The organism is Protaetiibacter intestinalis (genome assembly GCF_003627075.1).
GTDB classification, from domain to species: Bacteria; Actinomycetota; Actinomycetes; order Actinomycetales; family Microbacteriaceae; genus Homoserinibacter; species Homoserinibacter intestinalis.
Genome location: NZ_CP032630.1, coordinates 2,943,332 through 2,963,895 on the forward strand (window position 1 = coordinate 2,943,332; position 20,564 = coordinate 2,963,895).

25 protein-coding genes are annotated in these 20,564 nt (G+C 64.2%); 10 read left to right on the forward strand and 15 right to left on the reverse strand.

Features of this window, described 5'->3' with window-relative positions:
* On the reverse strand, nucleotides 1-483 hold the full coding sequence (locus D7I47_RS13885) for a nitroreductase/quinone reductase family protein (protein WP_227000700.1): 483 nt from the start codon (nucleotides 481-483) through the stop codon (nucleotides 1-3).
* A gap of 192 nt (nucleotides 484-675) precedes the next feature.
* Between D7I47_RS13885 and D7I47_RS13890 the strand changes: the two genes are divergently transcribed.
* Entirely contained in the window at nucleotides 676-1,320 is a 645-nt protein-coding gene (locus D7I47_RS13890) for a hypothetical protein (protein ID WP_120763609.1), read from the forward strand.
* Here D7I47_RS13890 and D7I47_RS13895 read toward each other — a convergent pair.
* On the reverse strand, nucleotides 1,281-1,631 hold the full coding sequence (locus D7I47_RS13895; RefSeq protein WP_227000702.1) for a winged helix-turn-helix transcriptional regulator: 351 nt from the start codon (nucleotides 1,629-1,631) through the stop codon (nucleotides 1,281-1,283). The two genes, D7I47_RS13890 and D7I47_RS13895, sit on opposite strands and share 40 nt — an antisense overlap.
* Nucleotides 1,632-1,784: 153 nt before the next feature.
* Between D7I47_RS13895 and D7I47_RS13900 the strand changes: the two genes are divergently transcribed.
* Nucleotides 1,785-2,504: an SDR family oxidoreductase gene (locus D7I47_RS13900; RefSeq protein WP_120763611.1), complete on the forward strand. Its 720-nt coding sequence runs from the start codon at nucleotides 1,785-1,787 to the stop codon at nucleotides 2,502-2,504.
* A 16-nt stretch (nucleotides 2,505-2,520) separates the two neighbouring features.
* Here the strand turns inward: D7I47_RS13900 and D7I47_RS13905 are convergent, their stop codons facing one another.
* Nucleotides 2,521-2,958, reverse strand: coding sequence for a MarR family winged helix-turn-helix transcriptional regulator (locus D7I47_RS13905; protein ID WP_120763612.1), 438 nt, complete (start codon nucleotides 2,956-2,958; stop codon nucleotides 2,521-2,523).
* A gap of 88 nt (nucleotides 2,959-3,046) precedes the next feature.
* Here D7I47_RS13905 and D7I47_RS13910 point away from each other — a divergent pair, with 88 nt between their 5' ends.
* Both D7I47_RS13910 and D7I47_RS13915 read left to right on the forward strand, forming a co-directional pair.
* The gene (locus D7I47_RS13910; RefSeq protein ID WP_120763613.1) at nucleotides 3,047-4,312 is read left to right on the forward strand and encodes an NADH:flavin oxidoreductase/NADH oxidase family protein; all 1,266 of its coding nucleotides are present in this window, start codon (nucleotides 3,047-3,049) and stop codon (nucleotides 4,310-4,312) included.
* Between the two features lie 192 nt (nucleotides 4,313-4,504).
* Nucleotides 4,505-4,720: a hypothetical protein gene (locus D7I47_RS13915; protein ID WP_120763614.1), complete on the forward strand. Its 216-nt coding sequence runs from the start codon at nucleotides 4,505-4,507 to the stop codon at nucleotides 4,718-4,720.
* Nucleotides 4,721-4,816: 96 nt separating this feature from the next.
* Here D7I47_RS13915 and D7I47_RS13920 read toward each other — a convergent pair whose 3' ends face one another.
* The gene (locus D7I47_RS13920) at nucleotides 4,817-5,437 is read right to left on the reverse strand and encodes a class I SAM-dependent methyltransferase (RefSeq protein WP_120763615.1); all 621 of its coding nucleotides are present in this window, start codon (nucleotides 5,435-5,437) and stop codon (nucleotides 4,817-4,819) included.
* Nucleotides 5,434-6,063: a TetR/AcrR family transcriptional regulator gene (locus D7I47_RS13925; protein ID WP_120763616.1), complete on the reverse strand. Its 630-nt coding sequence runs from the start codon at nucleotides 6,061-6,063 to the stop codon at nucleotides 5,434-5,436. Before D7I47_RS13925 ends, D7I47_RS13920 begins: the two co-directional genes overlap by 4 nt.
* 75 nt (nucleotides 6,064-6,138) lie before the next feature.
* Here D7I47_RS13925 and D7I47_RS13930 point away from each other — a divergent pair, with 75 nt between their 5' ends.
* Both D7I47_RS13930 and D7I47_RS13935 read left to right on the forward strand, forming a co-directional pair.
* Nucleotides 6,139-7,584, forward strand: coding sequence for an MDR family MFS transporter (locus D7I47_RS13930; RefSeq protein ID WP_120763617.1), 1,446 nt, complete (start codon nucleotides 6,139-6,141; stop codon nucleotides 7,582-7,584).
* A complete protein-coding gene (locus D7I47_RS13935; protein WP_120763618.1) occupies nucleotides 7,581-8,192 on the forward strand; it encodes an NAD(P)/FAD-dependent oxidoreductase in 612 nt (203 codons plus the stop codon). Before D7I47_RS13930 ends, D7I47_RS13935 begins: the two co-directional genes overlap by 4 nt.
* Nucleotides 8,193-8,440: 248 nt before the next feature.
* Here the strand turns inward: D7I47_RS13935 and D7I47_RS15280 are convergent, their stop codons facing one another.
* From D7I47_RS15280 to D7I47_RS14820, 4 genes are all read right to left on the reverse strand, one after another.
* Complete coding sequence (locus D7I47_RS15280; RefSeq protein WP_120763619.1) at nucleotides 8,441-9,070, reverse strand: TIR domain-containing protein; 630 nt, start codon at nucleotides 9,068-9,070, stop codon at nucleotides 8,441-8,443.
* 14 nt (nucleotides 9,071-9,084) lie between these two features.
* Nucleotides 9,085-10,824 carry a tetratricopeptide repeat-containing protein gene (locus D7I47_RS14815; RefSeq protein WP_157981737.1) on the reverse strand — a complete coding sequence of 580 codons (1,740 nt, stop codon included), beginning with the start codon at nucleotides 10,822-10,824 and terminating at the stop codon, nucleotides 9,085-9,087.
* Between the two features lie 259 nt (nucleotides 10,825-11,083).
* Complete coding sequence (locus D7I47_RS13950) at nucleotides 11,084-11,545, reverse strand: TIR domain-containing protein (RefSeq protein ID WP_120763621.1); 462 nt, start codon at nucleotides 11,543-11,545, stop codon at nucleotides 11,084-11,086.
* Entirely contained in the window at nucleotides 11,542-12,348 is an 807-nt protein-coding gene (locus tag D7I47_RS14820; protein WP_157981738.1) for a rubredoxin-like domain-containing protein, read from the reverse strand. The genes D7I47_RS13950 and D7I47_RS14820 overlap by 4 nt, the downstream gene beginning before the upstream one ends.
* A 67-nt stretch (nucleotides 12,349-12,415) precedes the next feature.
* Here D7I47_RS14820 and D7I47_RS13955 point away from each other — a divergent pair, with 67 nt between their 5' ends.
* Nucleotides 12,416-13,039 (forward strand): hypothetical protein, encoded by a 624-nt coding sequence (locus D7I47_RS13955; RefSeq protein ID WP_120763622.1) that lies wholly within the window; start codon nucleotides 12,416-12,418, stop codon nucleotides 13,037-13,039.
* Between the two features lie 6 nt (nucleotides 13,040-13,045).
* On the forward strand, nucleotides 13,046-14,038 hold the full coding sequence (locus tag D7I47_RS13960) for a thymidylate synthase (protein WP_120763623.1): 993 nt from the start codon (nucleotides 13,046-13,048) through the stop codon (nucleotides 14,036-14,038).
* A 9-nt stretch (nucleotides 14,039-14,047) separates the two neighbouring features.
* On the opposite strand, the gene D7I47_RS13965 is transcribed toward D7I47_RS13960, so the two are convergent.
* The 5 genes from D7I47_RS13965 to D7I47_RS14825 form a co-directional block, all read right to left on the reverse strand.
* Nucleotides 14,048-15,187 carry a nucleotide kinase domain-containing protein gene (locus D7I47_RS13965; protein ID WP_319592667.1) on the reverse strand — a complete coding sequence of 380 codons (1,140 nt, stop codon included), beginning with the start codon at nucleotides 15,185-15,187 and terminating at the stop codon, nucleotides 14,048-14,050.
* Nucleotides 15,184-16,365: a tyrosine-type recombinase/integrase gene (locus D7I47_RS13970; RefSeq protein WP_120763625.1), complete on the reverse strand. Its 1,182-nt coding sequence runs from the start codon at nucleotides 16,363-16,365 to the stop codon at nucleotides 15,184-15,186. Before D7I47_RS13970 ends, D7I47_RS13965 begins: the two co-directional genes overlap by 4 nt.
* On the reverse strand, nucleotides 16,358-16,618 hold the full coding sequence (locus tag D7I47_RS13975; protein ID WP_170154387.1) for a helix-turn-helix transcriptional regulator: 261 nt from the start codon (nucleotides 16,616-16,618) through the stop codon (nucleotides 16,358-16,360). Before D7I47_RS13975 ends, D7I47_RS13970 begins: the two co-directional genes overlap by 8 nt.
* Nucleotides 16,619-16,896: 278 nt before the next feature.
* Nucleotides 16,897-17,544 carry a hypothetical protein gene (locus D7I47_RS13980; protein ID WP_157981739.1) on the reverse strand — a complete coding sequence of 216 codons (648 nt, stop codon included), beginning with the start codon at nucleotides 17,542-17,544 and terminating at the stop codon, nucleotides 16,897-16,899.
* Nucleotides 17,541-18,038 (reverse strand): ATP-grasp domain-containing protein, encoded by a 498-nt coding sequence (locus tag D7I47_RS14825; protein WP_157981740.1) that lies wholly within the window; start codon nucleotides 18,036-18,038, stop codon nucleotides 17,541-17,543. Before D7I47_RS14825 ends, D7I47_RS13980 begins: the two co-directional genes overlap by 4 nt.
* 372 nt (nucleotides 18,039-18,410) lie before the next feature.
* On the opposite strand from D7I47_RS14825, the gene D7I47_RS14830 reads away from it, so the two are divergent.
* Nucleotides 18,411-18,680, forward strand: coding sequence for a hypothetical protein (locus D7I47_RS14830; protein WP_157981741.1), 270 nt, complete (start codon nucleotides 18,411-18,413; stop codon nucleotides 18,678-18,680).
* A gap of 224 nt (nucleotides 18,681-18,904) precedes the next feature.
* Here D7I47_RS14830 and D7I47_RS13985 read toward each other — a convergent pair whose 3' ends face one another.
* The gene (locus tag D7I47_RS13985) at nucleotides 18,905-19,336 is read right to left on the reverse strand and encodes a sulfate permease (protein ID WP_227000704.1); all 432 of its coding nucleotides are present in this window, start codon (nucleotides 19,334-19,336) and stop codon (nucleotides 18,905-18,907) included.
* Between the two features lie 204 nt (nucleotides 19,337-19,540).
* Here D7I47_RS13985 and dprA point away from each other — a divergent pair, with 204 nt between their 5' ends.
* On the forward strand, nucleotides 19,541-20,536 hold the full coding sequence (gene dprA / locus D7I47_RS13990) for a DNA-processing protein DprA (protein ID WP_120763999.1): 996 nt from the start codon (nucleotides 19,541-19,543) through the stop codon (nucleotides 20,534-20,536).
* Nucleotides 20,537-20,564 lie beyond the last annotated feature (28 nt).

The window sequence follows — 20,564 nt, forward strand, 5'->3', positions numbered from 1 at the left end:
TCAGCGCGGGATGAGCCGGAACACCCGCAGCACGCGACCCGAGCTGCGTTCGTAGCCCCGGTATCCGGGCCACTGGTCCTCGAGCGTGCGCCACACCTCTTCGCGTTCATCGTCGCCGACGAGCTCGGCGCGCACGGGGATCCGCTCGCCGAGGTACTCGATCTCGGCATCCGGATGCGCGAGCAGGTTCCAGGTCCAGGCCGGGTGCTCGGGGCGCGCGAAGTTCGAGCCCGTCACGAGGATGACGCCGTCGTCGATCGGGCAGCACATGAGGTCGGTCTCGCGCGGCTCGCCCGACTTCGCGCCCGTCGTGTGGAGTACGAGCGAGGGCACGATCGCGCCGCTGATCGGCCCGCCGCGCCCCCGCGTGATCCAGCTCGCGAACCGCTCGAGGGCGGGCATCATCCGCGGGCCGAAGCGACGGAAGAAGCGGGTGCGGGTGAACCGCGCGACGAGGGCGCGGAACGGACGTGCGGTGATCACAGGGCTCCTGATCGGGTGGTGACCACGCTAGTCCGGTCGCCTGACGCGCCGCCGGATGGCGCGCCAGGGCGAAAACCCCTCGTATTGGGGGCGGATGGAGGGCCTACCCGTAACGCGCCTGGAACATTGGCCCTCTTGACTGGCGGTGCGAGTTCACCACCGCACCGTCGCGGTCTACCGGAAGGCGACGATATGACCAGCGACATCCTCGGCGAGTGGGACCTCTTCCTCGGCGAGAGCGGACGCGGCGGCTGGGCCGGCCGCGTCGAGTTCTTCGACAACGGCAGCGCCCTCGCGGTGCGCGATGCCGACCCCGAGGCGCAGGGACGCCCGGCGCGGGTGGATGCCTCGGGCGCCGTCCTGCGCTTCGAGCTGCTCTCGGCGGGGTCGTCGCGCGGCAACGCCCACCACGTCTACGAGATCGCGTTCTCCGGCGGCGACCTCCTCACCGGCACCCGCCGCCGCGGGCTGCTCACCAAGGCCCCGTTCGTCGGACGGCGGGTCGCCGTCGCCTCAGGTCCCGCGAGCCTCGCCGACGCGGAGGCCGCGGCCCTCGCCGCCGAGGCGGAGGCGACCGCGGCGCTCGAGGCCGCGCGGCTGGCCGCCGCGAAGGTCGCCGCCGCCCGTGCCGCCGTGCAGAGCTTCGAGAGCCCCGACACGCCCGCGGCCGCATCCGCCCCGGCGGGCGTCGTGGGCGAAGTGCTCGCGATCCTGCCCGCCCCGTCCGCCCCGCCGGTGCCCGTGTCGGGCCCGCGGCACGCGGCGCTGCCGCCCGCGCCCGCCGCTCCCCCGCGCGACTACGCGTTCGACGCCGACGACGAGTCGCTCGCCGGGTAGCGGGCCTCCTCCGCCGCACGCTGGGCGCGGTGGATCTCGGGAACGTGCGTCTCCGCCCACTCGCGTACCGACTGCAGGGGCACCCGAAGCGACTGCCCGAGCGGGGTCAACGCGTACTCGACACGCGGCGGGTGCACGTCGAACTCGCTTCGCGCGACCAGTCCGTCGGCCTCCAGCGCACGCAGGGTCTCGGTGAGCACCTTCGGCGTGATGCCCTGGATGTGATCCTTCAGTTCGCCGAAGCGCATCGTGCGGTCTGCGAGCGCCGTCACCACGAAGACCGTCCAGCGCGCCCCGATGCGATGCAGCACCGTTCGACTCGGGCACGTCGCGGCCATCACGTCGTACGCCTTGCCCAAGGTCCCTCCCGCCGTTCGGTCACGTTGAAGATACCGGTATCGAAAGCATACCGTGCTGGCAGAGGCCGGCCGGGTGGGTCGGCGAGTGCGAGAGGAAGGCGAGCGATGGGTTCGGAACTGAGCGGCAAGAAGGTCCTCGTGATCGGCGGATCGAGGTACCTGGGAGAGGCGATCGCCCGCCGCGCGGCGGATGCCGGGGCCGCGGTCGTCGTCGCGGCGCGCGACGCGGAGCGGGCGTCGGCGGTCGCCTCCGAGCTTCCCCGGGGCAGCGCGATCCGTCTCGACCTCACCGACGAGGCCGACATCGCGGCGGCGGCGGCCGAGCTGGGCACGGTCGACCACATCGTCATCACGGCGTCGGCGCATCACAACGCGCCGGTGTCGGAGCTCGACTACCCGAGCATGGTCGGCGCCTTCGACGCGAAGGTGTTCGGGCCGCTCCTGGTGGCGAAGCACTTCGCACCGCTGCTGCCGCCGACCGGCTCGATCGTGCTGTTCTCCGGCATCGCGGCGTGGAAGCCGTCGCCGCCCTACACGATCATGGGCGTCAGCAACGGGGCGGTCGAGTTCCTCGCCGCCCACCTCGCGGTGGAGCTCGCCCCCGTGCGGGTCAACGCGATCTCCCCGGGGATCGTCGACTCCGGCACCTGGGACGCCCTCGGCGCGGACACCAAGCAGGGCCTCCTCGAGGGCGCCGCCGCCGCGAACCTGGTCGGACGCGCGGGCACCGCGGACGACATCGCCGAGGCCGCGCTCTGGCTCCTCACGGCCGGCTTCGTGTCGGGCGAGACGATCCACGTGGAGGGAGGGGCGCGTCACGCGTGACGGAAGGCCCGCCGCCTCAACCCTCGCGCTCGGCGACCGAGTGGGCGAGCACCTCGTCGGTGATCGAGGCGATCGTGGCGAGCTGCGCGGGATCGAGGGCGGCGAACGGCGACTGCTGCAGGGTGACGCGAACGATGTCCGCCCGCACACGCCGACCCTCCTCGGTCAGCGACAGCACCCTCGAGCGCCGGTCGGCGGGATCCACGGAGCGCGACACGAGCCCCCGCTTGATGAGCTGCCCCGCCACGAACGTGAGGTTGGGGGCGTTGCAGAACAGGCGCTCCGTCATCGTGGTCATGGAGGGCGGCGTCTCGTCCGGGTCTATCGCCCACAGCGCCTGGGCGGTCGCCTGGGTGAGACCGTGGGCGGCGAGGGTGGCCGCGATCCTCTCGCTGGTGAGCATGAAGATGTGATGGTTGGCCACGACCGCGCGCACCAGATCCGATTGCTGCATACCTGCAAACTACCAGTTTGGTTCGAGGCTCGAACGATGTTAGCCTCCTGAGAGCTTCGATACTCGAAGCATTGGGAGGCTGACCGACATGACCCACCTTTCCGACCCCCTGGTGCTCGCCAACGGAACGGTTCTTGCGAACCGGATCGTCAAGGCGGCGATGGAGGAGAACCTCGCGGGGCCCGGGCAGGAGCCGGGACCCGCCCTGCTGAGGCTGTACTCCGCGTGGGCGGGCGGTGGCGCCGGGCTGCTCATCACGGGACACGTCATGATCGACGCACGGGCGCTCGCGCAGCCGGCGGACGTCGTCCTGGACCGCGACTCCGACCTCTCGGCGTTCCGGGCGTGGTCCTCGGCGGCCCGGTCCGGGGGCGCCCGCGTCTGGATGCAGATCAACCACCCCGGACGGGTCGTCCAGAAGGATCTGGCTCCCGTCACGTGGTCCGCGTCGGACGTCCGCGTCGACCTGGGCGGCCTGTCCACGATGTTCGGGACCCCGCGGCCCATGACCGAGGACGACATCGCCGAGACCATCGACCGGTTCGCCACCACGGCGGCGCTCGCCGAGCAGGCCGGCTTCGACGGAGTCGAGATCCACGCGGCGCACGGCTACCTGATCTCCCAGTTCCTGTCGCCGCTCACGAACCGGCGCGACGACCGCTGGGGCGGCTCGCTCGAGAACCGCGCCCGACTCCTCATCGAGGTGGTCAGGGCGGTTCGGGCGAGGGTGGCGCCGGAGTTCGCCGTCGCGGTGAAACTGAACTCGGCCGACTTCCAGCGCGGCGGATTCGACGTCGATGACGCGAGGCAGGTGATCGGGATGCTCGGAGAGCAGGCGGTGGACCTCGTGGAGCTCTCCGGGGGCAGCATCGAGAGCCTGGCGACCTCGGGGCACGCGGCCGATGGTCGCACGCTCGCCCGGGAGGCGTACTTCCTCGACTTCGCACGGGACCTCATCCAGCACGCGACGATGCCGATCATGGTGACCGGCGGCATCCGTCGCCGCTCCGTGGCGCAGACGGTGCTCGACAGCGGAGCGGCCCTGGTCGGCGTGGCGACGGCCTTCGGGGTGTCGACGAGCGCGGCCAAGCACTGGCTCGCGGGCCACGAGGGAGACGTGCCGTACCCGGTCGTGCGGATCCGGGACAAGGCGCTCGCGTCCGCCGCCCGGCAGGCGGTCATCCACCGGCACTTCCGCTGCCCCGCACCGCACGGCTCGCGCCGCCCGGCGATGCCGTCGACCGTTGCCCTGCTGTTCGACCTCGCGCACCGGAGCGCCGCGCGCCGCAGGTACAAGCTGTGGCGGTCGGCGAGAGCCGGCGGGTCCCACCCAGAAACGACGAAGCCCTGGTGAAAGTTGCCTCTCACCAGGGCTCTCGGTCGGCCTTATTGACCTCTGTTCCACATATTCGGCAACGGGGATCAGCACGGAAGATTTGCAGCGAATCGCAGGAGCGAGCGGCGAGATTGCACCTCGGGAGCCTCGTCATCGCCGCTCCTGGAATCGCCTTCCGGGCTCGGCTCCGGCAAGGGCAAGGACGCAGCCGTGCAGCTGGTCCGGGCTTTCACAGCAGCGGGCTATCCGCTCGATGTCGATGCCTGGCTCCGTGCCTATTTCGCTGCGGGCGGCACCTTCCGCCACGGTGAGTCCGTTCAGAAACTCGTCGGGGAGATGAAGAAGGGCGTCAAGCACCGGGTCCGAGATCGCTACCGCACGAACATCGTCGAGATTCTCCGCGACCGCGTCACGGCAAAGGCGTAGCCACCGATAGCAGCACTCGCTGAGGGGCTGAAACGAGCGAACGCCGAACGAGGCGACGCAATGACACGCTGAAAGCGGAGGTCCGTCGACCTTGCTCTACGTCAGGTCGCGTGTGGCACGCACGATGAAGTCCGCGATCGGGATGGTGCGTCCGAGCGGATCTTGGACGAGACGTTCTCGCTCTTCTGCAGTGTCGATCCGCCAACCCGAGGCGGTCAGCCTTTCGGCGACGGACGCCGCGCGGGCTGAAGCATGGGCGGGTGTGCTGTGGTGGTGGTGGGTGCTGTCTGTGTGGAGGTGGCCGACGATGAGGAGCGAGCCGCCCGGACGGACCCATTCGGCGATGCGGTCGTAGAACTCCAACTGCGGGATCGTGGGGTGAGCGTAGAAGGTGGTGACGAGATCGTAGGACTCCTTCGGCTGCCAGATGCTGAGGTCTGACTCGACCCAGTTCACATCGATACCTTCGGCGGCTGCACGCGCATGGGCTTGGCTGAGAGCGTGGGCGGAGATGTCGGCGCCTGTGACGTTCCAGCCGTGGGAGGCGAGCCAGATCGCTTCGGCTCCCTGGCCGGATCCTGCGTCGAGTGCCGTGCCGGGGGTGAGGCCGGCGAGCTCGGTTTCGAGGTAGGGGTTCGCGGGGAGTAGCTGCCGCTCGTGACCGGGATCGTGGTTCCAATGCGATTCCCAGAAGTTCTTGTCGAAGGTCTCGCTCATGAAGCGCGCTCCTGAGTGGCGCGCGCGAATGCGGCGACGACGTCGTCGTGCACGGTGCGCAACGTGACGCCTGCGGTCTTCTGGTCGACACGGCGCACCCATTCGTCGAAGGTGAGGTGCATCATCGCGGCGAAACTCTCAGCGACGGCGTGAGCGTCGAGTTGGGGCAGGCCTGCGCTGTCGTGCAGTGCCTGAGCGATGCGCTCGGCCAGGGCAGCGTTGCGTTGCAGGCCGGCTGCGACCAGCGACGGGTTGTCTTTCATGAGCCGCCGTACTCGGAGGAAGCGGTCGTAGCCCTCTGGGTCGGCGTCGAATGCGTCGGTCATGGAGTTCCAGGCGTCGTCGAGGGCGCGGCGGGGGTTGTCGGTCGTTGAGGACTCTGCCGCTGTGACGAGCTCCGCCTCGAAGCCGCCGTCGTCGACGAGGACGGCGGCTTCCTTGCCCGGGCAGTGGCGGAAGAACGTCGTGCGGGAGATCCCGGCTGCCGCGGCGATGTCCTCCACAGTCGTCGCGGTCACCCCGTTGCGCTCGAACAGCTCGACCGCGGCATTCGCGATCGAGCGCGCCATCTCCCGTCTGCGGCGTTCCCGCAGGTTTGGGGTGGCTGATGGTCGATGGGTGTTCATGGTCCCATTTTAGCACACCGTGTTATTATGGTACTCAGTACCAGTTTAGGCGCAAGTGCCGCAAGGAGATATCAGATGGCAAACACCCTCAACATCAAACCAAGTCCCTCGACGGACCCGCCTCGTAGGGCCGGGCTCGCGCTGGGACTGCTTCTCGTCTCGGCCTTCGTCGTCGTTCTCAACGAGACCGCGATGGGAGTCGCGATCCCGCCGATCATGGCCGACTTCGGGGTCACGGCAAGCGCCGCGCAGTGGCTGACCACAGCGTTCATGCTCACGATGGCGGTGGTGATCCCGGTGACCGGGTTGCTGCTGCAGCGCTACACGCTGCGCCGCAACTTCTTCACCGCAATGGGCCTCTTCGCCCTGGGAACGACGCTCGCGGCGATCGCCCCGATATTCGAGCTGCTCCTCGTGGCGCGCATCGTGCAGGCGACCGGGACGGCGATCATGCTGCCTCTGCTGTTCACCACGGTCATGAATCTCGTGGAGCCCGACAAGCGGGGACGCAGCATGGGGCTCGTCGCTGTCGTCACTGCTGTCGCCCCTGCGATCGGCCCGACAGTGTCCGGGGTGATCCTCAGCGGGCTCGGCTGGCGGTGGATTTTTCTGATCGTCCTGCCGATCGCGCTCATTGCGATCGCGGCAGGTGCACGCTGGCTCCGCAACGTCACGCCCACTTCGCATGCACGATTCGACATCCTTTCCGTCGCGCTGTCGGCGCTGGGGTTCGCAGGCCTCATCTACGGCCTCGTCAGCATCGGCGAGCCGCGTGGCGCGAAAGGCAGCTTCGGGATCTGGCTGCCGCTAGCCGTTGGCGTCGCCGCGCTCGCGGCCCTGATCGTGCGTCAGCTGGCGTTGCGGCACACCGACAGGATGCTGCTCGATGTCCGTGTGTTCGCCCACCGTGCGTTCACCTTGTCGACCGTCGCGATCGTCGTCGTCTCGATGGCGTTGTTCGGTTCCCTCATCCTGCTCCCGCTCTACATCCAGCAGGTCCTCGGTGAGCCCGCGCACGTCGCCGGGTTGATGCTCCTACCGGGCGGAATCCTCTCCGGGTTGCTCGCGCCGTTCGTCGGAGCCCTCTACGACAAAGTCGGCCCTCGGGTGCTCATCCTGCCCGGCTCGATCGTCGTCGCCCTCGCCATGTTCGCCCTCTCGACTCTGGGAGGCGAGACCCCGGTCGGTCTCGTCATCGCCATGCACCTGTTCCTCAGCGTCGGCACTTCGCTCATGGTGACTCCCCTCATGACCACCGCGCTCGGTTCGGTCACCCCGGTCCAGTACCCTCACGGCAGCGCGATCGTCAACACTCTGCAGCAGGTCTCCGGGGCCGCCGGCATCGCACTGTTCGTGACCCTGTTCAGCCTCGGTGCCACCTCCGGAACAGGAACACCCGCCGCTTCCGCGGGCGGCGTCCAACTCGCCTTCCTCATCGGAGCACTCATCAGCTGCGCGGCTATCCCGGTTGCCGTCTTCCTGCGTCGCCCCACCCAGCCCGAATCGGCGGAGTCGTCATGACACGGCCCGATCGGGAGATCATCATCATCGGCGGAGGTCCAGCGGGACTGAGTGCCGCACTGACGCTCGCCCGCGCACGGCGCAGCGTGAGCATCATCGACAACGGCGAACTCCGAAACGCACCCGCGGTCGCTGCCCACGGCCTGCTGGGACTCGAAGGGATCAACCCGCTCGAGTTCCTCGCACGCGGACGCGACGAAGTCGCATCCTTCGGCGGTGAAATCGTCCACGGGAAAGTCGTCGCCGTCTCACCTGATCCCGACAGATTCGCTGTCCACCTCGCGGACGGCAACGCCCTCGCCGCAGGCACCCTGCTGATCGCGACCGGCGTCACCGACGAGTTCCCACCCATAGCGGGACTGCGCGAGCGTTGGGGTCACGATGTCGTTCACTGTCCGTACTGCCACGGCTGGGAGATCCGCGACCAGCGCATCGGACTCATCGCTACCGGCCCGACGTCCGCGCTCCACCCTCCACGACTGGCGCGCCCAACACCGCCTCGCCGAGATGACCGAGAAGCAGCAGAAAACGAAGAGAGCCTCCCGCATTTCTGCGGAAGGCTCTCCTTCACTACCGCACAGGGTCATTCAGTCCATAGGTTTGAATAAGCCTGTACTGGTCGGGCTGACAGGATTTGAACCTGCGACCCCTTGACCCCCAGGCGTCCAGACGCATACGCCGGGGCCAAAATCCGCGTGTTTCCGGGTCTCAGATCATGCAGAGCACGTCACGAGACGCATGGATTTCATGATTCTGGTCCCCTTTTGGTCCCCCTCAATGCGGACCCCAACCGCTCCGCCTTCAAACCAGCGCACTGTCGTCGCCCGGAAGCACCTGCATTTGGTTGACAGGACATTCACTGCGGTTCGCATGGCGAGTTCCGCTCGCGCAACTTGCCGCCGACCTTGAGCAACGATGCGCGAGAGGTTCGTCCATCGAAGGCTTCCTGAATCCAGCTTCTCAAGGAGCTCTGGCTCGTGGGCGGAACGTAGTAGTTCGCGTAACCCGTCTCGCCGTTAGGCGCAAGGTTGGCCGACAACCGCGCGGGGATGCTAGGGCTAGACCCAGCGACTGACGGGAGCTGAACTGCTAGAAGCCCGTTCGGAGTGGGGTCCGAACGAAGGCTCGTATATATCTCCCAGTCCACAAACTTTCGAGCCCAGGTGCACTCACCAATCGCCACGAGAGTCACAGTCGAGTCCCGCAGGAACTTGGACTTGATCGTTTGACGGATGTACGCGACGTTCGTCGAATCTATGATGTCGGAGCCATCTTCTTCCATGCCTATAGCTCGCGGTATGAAAACATCGGTGTTCCCCTCAATGAACTCGAGAACCTCCACCGCATCCACTGCGTGATAGCTAATAAACACTTTATGACGAATAGGCGACGATGCTGTCTTTCGATCCCCCTCCGCAATACTTTGGTACTGCCGTGTTATTGCAGCCAACTCCCGTAGCGCGCCCAGGGTGCGCGAACTGTACATGCCCACAGATTCTCCTAACGCGCCTGCTCTATTACTGCCCTGAGCCGTTCAATAACATCTTCCGGGTCGCCATACCTAGCCAAGAAGCCCAGTTGGTACTTCGTGGATCGAACCTGATCAGCGTTGCCATGCCGAGCCGCCTCCGCGTACTGTTCCGCAACCTCGTCAACAGGCGTACCGCCTTCAAGACACTCGTGCAGCGTCAGTTCCGCGCGTGTTGCAAGTGCCCAGTAGTCAGTCGGCCCGTCCGCAATCGCAAGCCTATTGAGGAAACGGGAGACCGTGAGAACCTCGTTAAATTCCTCTCGAAAGGAATCGTCTCTCTCCCGCCCGCCGAGGCGAAGTGCCATAAGCAGGTTGACCCCCGTGTAGTAGCTAGGGTCGCTTTCGAAGCCGGCACGATACTTCTCTGCCATCTCCCGGAAAAGACTCACCGCAACGGCTGGATCCCCGCTGTCGAGCTGCTTCTCTAGCTCTCGTTTGATCAGTCCTCCCCAGCTACCGTATGTCTCAGAGTCCGCGTACCCGGCCTTCTCGGCGTCCTCAAGATATGTGCGAGCCGTGCGCCAGAGCTCCTGCCTGGTTTCGGGGTCTTGTGCATCCTCCCCTAAGCGTCGGTAGACCATGACGCTCTCCTGAAGCCAGATTCGATGTAGCGGATCATCTGGGGTTGGCTGAGTGAGTTCTAGTAGCGCCCGTGCGTCCTCGTAGGCCCCTTCCGCATGCAGTCCAATAGCCAGTTCGATCCGGAGGCTGCGACGTAGCCCTTCGTGGACTTCCGTCGCGCTGGCTACCCATTCCGCTGCAGCCTTCATCGCGACCGCGTCAGATGACTTGATCGCCACACTTATCCTGTCGCGCGCCCCGTTCTCAACGGTTAACGCGGCGGCGACCTGCGAGAGCTGCGAGTAGGGTCTCGTCAACGCGGCGAGATCGAACCAGCTATGCGCTGGACTATCCACTTCGAGTTCACTGGTCACGCGTTCAATAACAGGTCGCAGGGCTCGAATTGCTTCCTCGGCTTGCGTATCCGAAACCGCCTGCCCGCGCGTGAATGAATGAATGCGGATCATGTTGATATCGAAGGGTGGGGCGGAGCGCGCGTGCCCTTCAACATGTGGATTGATCAGAACGGTAGCTCGGTCTGCGAATATGTGTCTAACGCCGAGCTCATACGCGACATTGAAATTCGTGGCCGTAAGATCAACCAATGCGAGGTCAGAATTCGCTAAGGCCGCTATCATGCCCGAGTGTATGATTCCACTGTCGGTCTCGAGATCTGCCCTGTTCCAGCTAATATCAGCATCTTCCAACAGCGGACGATAAACCCTGTGAAACGCCGGATCGCAGTCCACCTTCTTCCCGGTACGAACATCCTTTTTAACCCCGTAGGGCATGACGATGAAAGCCGATACTTGGTCATGAATGGGAGCCAAATCCAACACGAAATGCCCCCTCTCCTCGGCTCGTAGAACGAGGTTGTCAGTGACCGTCGGCGCCCCTGGGTCGGGCGTCGGGCGGATAGCGACGACCCAGACGCGTTCGTCCGTTCCTTCAACCAATGCGCCGGCGTCGTCAAGCATGGCGAGGTTGTGTTCGTTGAACGCTTCCGCGGTCTCTTGGACTGGACGATCCCCTTCTACTAAATCGACGGCCACGTCACTGACTATCCGGTCAAAATGTGCGAGCCAGCGAGCGCCCCTTGGCTCAACGCTAGTTCTCCTGAAATCCTCCTTCGCGAAGGGCAGGAGCACGCGTAGTGGAATACCCTCCGACAACGCCGCGCGAGCAAAGAGAATGTCTGAACCAGAAGCCAGTGCTCCAACCAAGCGACTTGGCTGAAGCGATTGAAAGAGCCCTCTGAGCCGTGTCAGAAGCTCCTCCTCGGACCCTTCGGGCAACCGAGCCACTGCTCGTCCAACCTCATCGGCCTGAACTCCCGCGTACAGAATGATCACTTGGCTACCTCCGATGTAGGACGCCCCGCGATGCGTGCCTGGGGTGCTATCAAGTTCATCGGCCGCATGTGGTTGGCGTGTTCATCGGCATACTCTTGCCCCGAGAGGTGGCAGCGATCGCTCGTTCGATCGCGTCGTCGAACTGGTTGACGTCAGATGGCGAGCTCCAGTCGAGAATCTCGGCACCATACTCTGTTAGCCCTTCGGGCACAGTAGCATCGGGGTCGATACGGATGCCGATGATCCCTTTCCCCTGCTCTTTGCTCCATTGGATCTCTTTTTCGACCCACTCGCTCTGCGCCGTCTCCTTGCCGATGAGCACGATCGTCGCCGATGACCCCTTGATCTTCTCCTTGATCTTCCGACTGATGTAGTCGGAGTTCTGGCTCTTTACGGGGTCGAGTAAGTGTCGTCCAGTGAAGTCCACGTTGACGTTTTTGTTGTAGGTCATCAGGTTGAGGCCGCGAGCCTTCATCTGGTCGGCATGCTGGTAGCTGATGAATACGCGACGGGTCATGCGTCCTCCTCGGCTGGCGCAAGAGTCGCCATCTGCTTACAAAGCGGGCATCTCTTTAGTAGAGCGCCGCTCTTGATGACGTAACCGCACTCGCGGCATCGCCACTTGCGGTTCTTCGAGCTGTTCGGAACCTTGGACAGTTCTGCATCGGTTTGGTAATAGCCGGCGGCGTCGTCCCAGGTGAAGCCGAACTCCCTCCCCCACGATGGGTATGCATATCCAGATCGGGCGCGGGCAAATGTCTCGACGCGGGCCACCTCGCTCAGGTAATCTGCAGTGCGGTCTGGCCGATTGTCACAGAGTTTACGGAGTTCTGAAGTCGTAGCGACGTCTATCGGCTTCATCGTACGGAACTGAGCAGAGCAGATTGTCGCCAACGGTTCGGGCAGGTCGCTCGCCAGGATGGGCTCAATGAAGCGCATGGTTGCCGCCGCGAGAGCGTAGTCGCGATTCACTGCCCCTTGAGTACCTTCGGTGTACCAGCCGACGTGGTAGTAGCCGGACACAACACGACCTTGGTGCTTCCTTCTAGTCGTAAGAAAAAACACGGTCGCCGCGCCGTCGTTGACGATGCGGTTTCGCATCGATGGTTCACAGGTGGAGAACAGCCCGTAGGTTCCGGTCTCGATGTTTGGGTCACTCTTGTTGTCTGCAGGCCGAGTGATCTCGCGAACCGGCCATCGGGCGAGAGGCTCCGAAAAGTAGACAGAGAGGTATCCACGTCCAGCGTCCGATAGCTCTCGCCACGGGTCGCCGAGGCGACGCGCCGTCGCGCCTCCCGCCATAACCCCGTCATCTCGCATACCTTGATGCTAGGGGTGACCTCTGACACATCCCGGGAGCCACGCTGGATGGAGCGGAGGAGCTGGGATGTCTGAGACAAGCCTCGTCATCCGACCAGGTGCCGTCGTCGTCTTCGAGGGACTCGACCGAACCGGGAAGTCGACGCAGCTGGAGCGACTCCGAGCTGCGGTCGGGAACAGTTCGACGGTATTCGCCCACATGCCGAGCGGTTTCACTCCCTTCACCAAGAGCGTGTATATGGCGTTGGAGGGCGCGACCGCCGACGAGAGACCCACGTCGGGTCTGGCGCAGCAACTCGCGCATCTTGCGTGTCACGCTGAGTCGATCCGAGAACTCGAGCGGGCGGTCGAGATGCAGTCGTTGATCCTCGATCGCTGGTGGTGGTCGACCCTCGCCTACGGGTGGTACGGCGGATCGGTGGAGCAATCTGGGTTGTCCGAGGGGAGCTTTCGCGAGCTCATCAAAACGATCTGGGCGCCTATCGTCCCATCGGTCGTGTTTGTATTCCTTGAACCCCATCATGTTGACGGCAACAACACAGAGGGCGTAGAGGCGGGTTACCGTGCGCTCATCGAAGAGCACTCTGATCTCGCGGTTGTCATTCCGAGCGGCAGCGAAGAGTCAACATACGCTTTGGTAACAGCAAGCCTCCTCGAACGTGGGCTTGCTTACCTGGGACAAGCACGGTGACCTTTCGTGACTATCTACAAGGATGCCCAAACCGCGTTCATGGAGGAACTGCGATGCATCATCGACGCCGGTGAAACCATCGAGGTCCGCGGCGAGACCACACGTGAGTTGCGCGCTCGGCTCATCGAGATCTCAAACGTTCGCGCCCGGCATGTCATCGTGCCCCACCGGCACAACAATGTGTTTGCCTCCATCGCCGAGAGCATGTGGGTGATCTACGGACGTAACGATCTGGATTACCTTGGAGCGTATCTGAGGCGCGCCTCCGATTTTTCTGACGACGGGGTTACGTGGAGAGCAGGCTACGGTCCGCGACTACGCGACTGGAACGGGGTCGACCAGCTCTCGGAGGTTGTCAAGATCCTCCGCTCCGACCCGGCCTCTCGGCGTGCGGTCATCAGCATCTACGACCCAGATCGCGACTTCGTCGCCAGCCGCGATATTCCGTGCAACAACTGGCTCCACTTCATAGTCCGAGACGGGCACCTCGACCTTCATGTGGCGGCGCGCAGTACCGATATCTGGTGGGGGTTCTCGGGTATCAACACCTTCGAGTGGACCCTACTGCTCGAAATGATGGCCCGTTGGCTCGGCCACGATCCCGGCCGCCTCGTCTTCTTCAGTTCCTCTCTGCACCTGTACGAGCGGCACTTTGACAAAGCCTCCCAGGTCGTGCTCGCACAGCCGAGCTCGGGCGAGCTTCCCAATGATGAGTCACAGGCGCGATTCGATACCGACTGGGAAAGGTCAAGCGGTGAGTTCGAAGAATGGATGCGGCTCGAAGCTCAGTTGCGTTCCGGGCACGAGCTCAAGCAGCTCGAATGTCGCCTGACTGACCCCCTCCTGATTGCCTACATTCGCATGATCGACGTGTTCTGGGTAGCGAAACGCGGAGCCGACCCTGATCTTCTTAATCAGTTGATCAGAGAAGTCGGGGACAGTGGCCTGACGGCCGCAGCGACCGAGTACTTTGGTCGTCGCCACCACCAGCAGCACTGAAAACCGGGCTCAGGCAGTCACCGCAGGCTCGGCGAGATCGGCCGAAGCGCGCTCATTAATTCCCCACTTAGGCGGAAAGAACGGTGTCGCAGGCAGCCCGTGAGGCGCAAACTGCTGCTTGATCCGACTACGGCCGCCGACGCCACGGATGTGAGGATGCATCACTCGTGCGTACTTGTCCGTCTCGCAAAAGAGGTTCTGACAATCAATGAGAGTCAACGCGCGACCAAAGAGATCGCTGAACTGGATTCCGTTCTGGTCGAACTGGTCCTCTTGTGTATCGACCATCCAACGAATCACATCTTCAGCGGATGCACCATTGAGATCTGGAAAGCACTTCGCTAACCCGCTGCGTGCACCCGGGCCCGGGACAACGAAGTCGTTCTCATCGAAATCGATGACCGAAGTGTAGTTGAGGTCAATCGCAAGCTGATAGGAAAGGAAAGGACCCAGCGACGGGTACGACGCAATCGTTTCAAACACTTCCCGAAGCGACTTGGCAGCCTCGACCTGCGCCACCACTCCTGATCTCATCATGTGCTCGATCAGTAGCAAATGGTTGCGGTGCTTACGAGCTGCGCCGAAGGGCGGTGGCGGGACGATGTAGGCCGCTGAGTACACCCTTTCCCCGCGCGCGAGCAGAAGATCGAGAACACCACTGAACGTATCGACGTCGAACGAATCGGCCGTGATCTCGCCAAACCGTGACTCCAGCGCCTCCCACGTCGATGGCTTGTTGAAGAAGCGGAAGAGCATGACCCGAAGCACAACGTCAGCTGCGTTCTGAGAGCCTTCGTAAGCTACGCGGATCAAGTCCTGTGAGACACGGTCAGCCGCGCGATACGCGTTCGTAAAGCGAAACCGCGAGATAACCGGATCATCGGTCCAAGGCCCCGGTTCTCCTCGTAACCTCGCGTGATAGACATGTTGCCGCTCAGCAGCAAAATGCCAGTAGGAGGAGAGAACCTCGGACACCTGAACGCTGTGACGACCGACTCGTACGCGGCGCATCCGCACTCCGTCCCGTGGGTCATTACTTTCTTTCAAGGTTGCCATGGACAGCCCTGCCGAGCTCGGAGGCGCGCCAAGTCCAGCAGCGGGGGCACACCCCATCGGATCGCACGCCTCTCGGCCCGCGACAGGCCTCATCCTGCCGTCCCGAACGCCCGCTCGAGATGCTCAGCCGTGGCGGGGTTCACGGTCTCGCTGCGCTGGATGTAGTGCTGCATCGTGATCCGCGGGTCGGTGTGCCCGAGGAGCTCGGAGGCGAGGAGCGCGCCTTGCGCGTCGTTGACAACCGTGGCGACGGTGCGGCGGAAGCGGTGCGGGGTGACGTTCTCGATCCCGGCCGCGTCCATCACGTCGCGCAGGAGCCGACGGATGTTGTTCGTCGTGTGCGGGGTCCCGACCCGCGTGGTGAACAACAGCGCGCCTGGTTCGGTGTCGCTGCTACGCAGCAGGCGCGAGCGGATCGCCTGCATCGCGAACGACGGCAGTGCGACGCGGCGAACCGAGCGATCCGTCTTCGGATGATCCTGCCGGTGCGTCGGCTCACCCTTGCGGCTGATGATCGTCCCGGCGATCCGTACCGTCGGGATCGGGTCATCCACGTGAAGATCCTGGAGGCGGATGGCGAGGACTTCGCCGATGCGGGCGGAGGTGCCGAGCATGACCTCGACGATCTGCCCGAGTTGCCGATCCGGCCTCGGACCCGCCACTATCCGCCGGGACTCCCAGGCCTTGATCGCGGCACGGATCTCCTGCACCTCGCCGATCGTGAACGCGTCCGGGATCGTCTTCTTCCGGTGCAGCCGGGAGACGTGGTCCATCGGATTGCGGGGCAGGATCTCGTGTCGGACCGCGAGCGCAAGCGCGAGTCGGAGAACGACGCGGGCGTGCTTGGCGCGGCTGTAGCTGCGTCTGGCGAGTTGCTTGAGGAAGTAGTCGCAACGGGCGACCCCGATCTCCCGGAGCGTGAGGTCTTTGAATGCAGGGAAGACGAGGGCGCGCATGTCCCGCTCGTAGAGATTCCTCGTGGTTCGGGAGAGGCGGTCTTCGATCTCCATGTCTTCCAGCCAGTACGTGACGAGCTCTGGGAACGAGCTGTTGGCGCTCATCCCGTTGAATCCGGGCTGGTAGAGGGAGCGTTCGGCGAGCTTCTGCTTGAGCTTGCGCTCCGCGGCAGCGCGTGAGGGCCCTGTGGCTTGGACGAGTCGGTTGCTCCCGTCCCAGTCCCGGTACCGGGCGCGGGCCACGTGGTTGCCGTTCGGCCGGGCGCGGATGGCGATGACGCCGAAGGTACCGATCGGTGTGCGGGGCCTACCCACGCGCTCCCTCCCCCGCTCCAGGAAAGGTGGCAGCCCCGGAAGGGGCGGCGGGCTCGCGCATGGTGTCCATCCAGGCGCGGATGTCGGTGATACCGAACATGATGCGCTTGCCGAAGCGGTAGGCGCGCGGGCCTTTGCCGTTGGTACGCCAGTCGTAGATAGTGGAGACGGGCACGCCGAGGTAGCCGGCGAGTTCGTCGATGTTCAGGAGCGGTTCGAGACCGTGAGGGTTGGACCGTTGTTCTTCGTTCATCCCTACAGTCTCAAAGCCTATGACACGCAGCGATGCCGTCCGGGTGCTTCTCGAGACGAGGCACGCAACCGCTGTTGCGGTATGGACGGGTCACGCAGATCGGGCGATGCGTCCGACCCCACGCCCCCGGAAGGTCCGCCGTTTGCCATCTTCGCAGACAGCCCACCCGTCGATACAGGTCGTCTCATGTCACCCCTGACACTTGAAGCGGGTTCCTGGCGCCGACCGACACCTTCTCGGACCCAAAACCCTGTGAACGTAGTCACTTCGACGTCCATTTATGGAGTGGGAGAAGGACTAATGATGTTGACGACTACGGGCGCGGGAGCGTCATCCAGCGGAGCTGCCCACGATACGGCGTGAGCGACTGCGAGCAATACCAAGCCAAGCAACGCGATCAGGAACCCATCACGGAAGACCGTGACCATCGCGCGACGTGTCCTTGACGTCACGTACGTTGCCCAGACGTACTGACGAAGCTCCTCGCGCTGTCCGTCCTTGAGGTGGGCGAATTCTTTGACGTCCACGACGCCTAAAACCTTCTTCGATACCGCGACGCCCCCGAAGATCAGGATAGAAAGGACGACGATTAGAACACCAATAATCCAGATGATGAGCGGCCAGGGAGAGTCCGGAGTGACAGCCCAAAGCCGCTCGAAAGCACCTGCGCTGAGCCCTACCGCAGCGATAATCGCGGTGAGCGCGAACTCAGCACGGCGCCGCACAGATTCGACGCCTTCCGATTCGGATTTCAAACGATCTTGATAGATATCGCGAACGACGGTGATGTTTCGCTTGTGAGTCGCATCAATCCACTTCGTGTCGGGCGCCTCCTCTTCCGGTAGCCACACGGTTCTACCAAAGAGGAGTCCAGCTACTGTGCTTGCGACCATGCGCGCTTCGTCACGAAGCTCCGCCATACTCATGAGGTCACGAGTAGTAGATCTGCGATCGCTTCGGCGACGGCGGCGCCAATCACGCGAGGCAAGAAGAGCCACTGTCCAGCCGGATTCACATCGATGAGGAACGTCTTGCCATCAGGCTCCTGAATCCAGTCTTGACTTGTGTAACCCAACCCCAGCTCTCGCGCGACCGCTACAGCCCCATCCCGAACAATCGGCGACACATCGTTGACTTCATTGAAATCCGAGTGATTAGCCGAACTCTGTCGCCAATCTGCTGGAGCGCTCGCTTGCACGTCCAGAGCGGCCGCCCATACGCGATCTCCAACGGTCACCACGCGGAGATGCCTAGATGCATGCAGGCGTTCTTGGATGATGAAGGGCGCAGAACTCAAGGCGCGCAAGCGATCATCGTCCGGCATCATTGGTTCGGCGTACACGGTCTTGACGTCGCCGGCGGCAACGAACTGACCGGTCCCGAGTGGCTTGACCACCACCTCCTCGGAGAAGGCAGCCACGACAGCGCTTCTGCTCGTGGTTACCATCGTTCGAGGGTAAGGGACACCGAGTGTCCGCGCCGTCCGCCACTGGGTCAGTTTCGACTCGGCGCCTCTAAGCGCACGCGGTTCTGTAACCCAGCTGACGTTGGCCGCATCTATCAGCCATGAGTAGGCCGAGTGCCACGTGCCCAATTCCAGAGCCTCCACCGAACCGGTTTCAACCCCGAGGCCCCAATCAGCACGGTGAAAACGCCGCAACCATCCGGCGCGGGGACGATCGAGGTCGATCGACTCTCCCTCCGCGTTCACGAGGCAACCGGTGTCGCCAATCACGAGTCCCGAACCGTCGCCATCATCCATGATCGACTCCAGATCGACTATGAACGGTCCGTGGCCACGCGCCACAAGCGCATCTGCAACTACTACAACGTGCGGGTCTTCTCGATGTCCGATGATGATCGGTGCTTCAAGAGCCAAGGTTACTGGCGAGAGGTCAAGACGAGAGGAGCAACTGACTCGTCAGAATCGGACGTTTCGATGGACTCGGTGAGCGTCGCCGTGCCGCGCATTCGCTCCGCTCTGATCGGCGACGAGCGGGCGAGTTCGACGAACAGTGATCGCCGGGCAGCTCGAAGCGGCATCAGCCAACACTGGAGATAATCGTCGGAACGTATCCGAACCCGTGATCGGAGGTCTCGATCGTAGCCGTAAGTGTCGAGGGCGCGGGCCGAGGGCGCGGCTCAGGCTCCGGACGTTGCCCGCTGACAGCGAGCATCCCGAACAAGGATTCTGAGGTACTCATCGCAGCTCCCTGAGTTGATGTAGATGATAGGTCACACTCTACCGGGACGCTCCGACAGGTAAGCTTGCCTCGCGGAGCGTATTCAGTGTCCCGTCAACCTCGTCGTTAGGGCTAGGTCTTTTCCGCCGTGGTTCCGTCCCTCAACCGTGCCGGCTGTTGCGGACTCGGCTGACTCCAACGCCTCTCGCTGGCGGAGCGCGCCTCGGCCGGCGAAGGCTTCCCGAATGCGGATGCGCACGATCAGGATGACGCTGATCGGGCCGATCGCGAGGAATTTGAGCGCGTTCCAGCAGAACAGGAGCACGACGAGGTTGAGCCAGCCGGGGCCGCCGTCCTCGACCACGGTGACGCAGTAGTACACGCCGAGGAGATATGGCGCGGCGAGGAGCATCGCCGGGAGGCCCCATTTCAGACCACGGCGGGTACGGATCGCGTCGAGCGCGATGTTGGTCGGCATGTAGCGCCGCAGGTAGTAGCGGGCATGGGCGCTGAGCTCCCAGAGCAGCCGGATCATGGCATTGTCCTCTCGTGGCACGGTCAGGTGACGAGACAGTGCGTAGAGAGTGGCCCGAAGGCCTGTCCGTAGTGGGACGCCATATCAAGGAGGAATCTGCCTCGCTCCCAGGGTACGACTCCCCGGCGACATCCGTAAGAGGTGCGCCCGCTCGTTCGGGTGGCGCTCGTGCACCTATCTGGCACACACGGACGGGAGCCGGGCATGGTCACGATCACTTCTCTCGCCAAGGACGAACGCTCCGGACGGGTTGCTCTGGCTACGACCTTGGAGCCCGACGACGCGGTGACGGGCAGGCTCCTCGCAGCGGTTGGCGCGGTCGAGACTGTGCGCCTGGCAGCTGGTACCGGCGCGTTCCCGAAGAAGGTCGATGCGGTCGAGGCCGGGCTGTGGCGCAACAAGGTTGCCCCACGAATCGATGCCCGCACGGTCACGCAGGCACTCTCGGAGAGCGACCGTCTCGGGTTGCGCATCCTCATCCCCGGCGACGACGATTGGCCGACCGCCCTGAATGACCTGAGCGACCGTGCCCCGACTGCCCTGTGGGTGCGCGGCGCATCCTCGTTCCTCACCGCGCCGCTGAGCGATCGCGTGACGATCACCGGAGCCCGCGCCGCCACAAGCTACGGCGAGCACGTCACAGGCGAGCTCGCCTCCGATCTGACTCATGCCGAACGAATCATCGTGGCCGGCGGCGCCTACGGCATCGACGCCGCCGCACACCGAGCCGCGCTCGCCACAGGCGGGCAGACCCTCGCCGTGGTGGTCGGCGGCTTGGATCGGCTCTACCCGTCCGGTAACCGTGAGCTGCTGGAACGAGTCGGAGATCTCGGGCTGCTTGCCAGCGAGATGCCGCCCGGCGCGACGCCGACCAAGTGGCGGTTTCTCGCCCGCAACCGCATCCTTGGCGCCCTTTCCGGTGTGACCGTTGTCGTGGAGGCGGGCTACCGCTCCGGCTCCCTCAACGTCGCTGCCCGCGCTGCGCAGCTCGGCCGTCCCGTCGGCGCAGTCCCCGGCCCGGTGACTAGCGTGTCGAGTGCCGGCACGCACCGGCTGTTGCGCGAAGGCATCGCGTCGCTCATCACCAGTGCCACAGACGTCACCGCGCTCCTTGACCCGCCCGCACGTGGTCGCGGGCAGGCGGTCGAGCGCGAACCAGACATCGCTCGAACTCCTCACCGGCAGGGGCGCGTCCTGTAGCTCGATGGCGCGCATCGAGCCGAGAGCG